Origin of the sequence: Kocuria sp. ZOR0020, assembly GCF_000800955.1 — a bacterium.
Classification (GTDB): Bacteria; Actinomycetota; Actinomycetes; order Actinomycetales; family Micrococcaceae; genus Kocuria; species Kocuria subflava.
Window position 1 is genome coordinate 1 of record NZ_JROX01000243.1, and the last position, 1,365, is coordinate 1,365.

Consider the following 1,365-nt stretch of genomic DNA (forward strand, 5'->3'; position numbering starts at 1 on the left):
TCCTCGGCCATGTCGGTCATGTCGGTCTGCCGCCTGCGGTGCAGCAGAGTGGCCACGGCGAAACCCATGGCCATCTCCACGGTCATGGCCGCCAGGACCACCAGCAGCAGCACCTGCCCGGAGGGGTCCGGGGCCAGGAACCACCAGAACCCCGCCGCGGCCAGGAGCACCCCGTTGATCATCAGCTCCAGGCCCATCATCACCATCACCACCACCTGCTGGGACAGGGCCCCGTAGAGCCCCACCGCGAACAGCGCGGCGGCCACGACCAGCACGGCTTCCAAGGTCATCGGCCCACACCCCCCGGCTGCGGGTCGTCGGCCGGGCGGCGGCGCAGGTCGTTACCGAGCCGGTCGTAGCGGGTGCGATGGGCGGCCAGGACCACCCCGGCCACGATGGTGGCCACCATGACCGGGCCCACCACCGCCATCACCAGCATCTTCTCGCCCATGATCTCCAGGCCCAGCGCACGCGTGAGGTCCTCCGGCGGGGCGCCGCGACGCTCCGGCCACGGGATCAGCAGCGCCCCGGCCGCCAGCAGCACGAAAACCCCGGCCGAGGCGCCGATCGCGGTCTTCTTCCCGTGGGTCATGTCCATGGGCATCAGCGCCGGGTTCATGCCCATGAACATCACCATGTAGACCGCCATCACCGCCATCTCCATCACCATCATGAGGATCGTGATGATCCCCAGATAGCTCTGGCCCAGCAGCAGGATCTGCACCCCCACGGCGATGAAGGACAGCGCCAGGGCATAGGTGGCCCGGGCCATGGAGTCCACCACGAACACGAGCGCCCCCGCGGCCACGGCCACCACGGCGAGCACCCAGAACACGATTCCGACCAGCACGGCTCAGCCCTTCCAGACGACGACGAGGGACACGACCAGGTCCTGGAGCACGGCGGCCGGGAGCAGGACCACCCAGCCGATCTCCATGAACCGGTCCGGGCGCAGCAGCGGGATCCTCCGCCGCAGCCACACGAGCACCGCGAGCACCAGCACGGTCTTCACCAGCACCCACGCCCAGCCGGGCAGGACGGGCCCGGCGCCCCCACCGAGGAAGAGCGGCACCGAGAAGGCGGCGCCGGCGGTCAGGAACAGGTAGCGCCCAGCCTGGAGGACGAGGCGGTCGACCCCCGAGAGCTCGGCCAGCACGCCGCCGCCGATGTCGGCAGCCAGCGCCGGGGCGAACGGGCCCCATACGGAGAAGCCGGTCACGCCGATGAGGAAGACGAGGAACGCCACCGGCATCCACACCACGAACCACACGCCGTCCTGGGCCGCGGCGACGTCCCCCACGGCCAGGCTGCCGGCGGCGATCGCCGGGGCCACCAGGGCGAACATCAGCGGCAGCTCGTAGGCCA

At 70.8% G+C, this 1,365-nt stretch carries 3 protein-coding genes; all 3 read right to left on the reverse strand.

Annotated elements, in window-relative coordinates; all coding sequences use genetic code 11:
• The coding region (locus tag L979_RS12500) for an NADH-quinone oxidoreductase subunit K (protein WP_047692538.1) at window positions 1-290 on the reverse strand (290 nt) is incomplete at its 3' end.
• On the reverse strand, window positions 287-850 hold the full coding sequence (locus L979_RS12505) for an NADH-quinone oxidoreductase subunit J (protein WP_047692539.1): 564 nt from the start codon (window positions 848-850) through the stop codon (window positions 287-289). The genes L979_RS12500 and L979_RS12505, both read right to left, overlap by 4 nt.
• A 3-nt stretch (window positions 851-853) precedes the next feature.
• A partial coding sequence (locus L979_RS12510) for an NADH-quinone oxidoreductase subunit H (protein ID WP_047692540.1) occupies window positions 854-1,365 on the reverse strand: 512 nt, incomplete at its 5' end.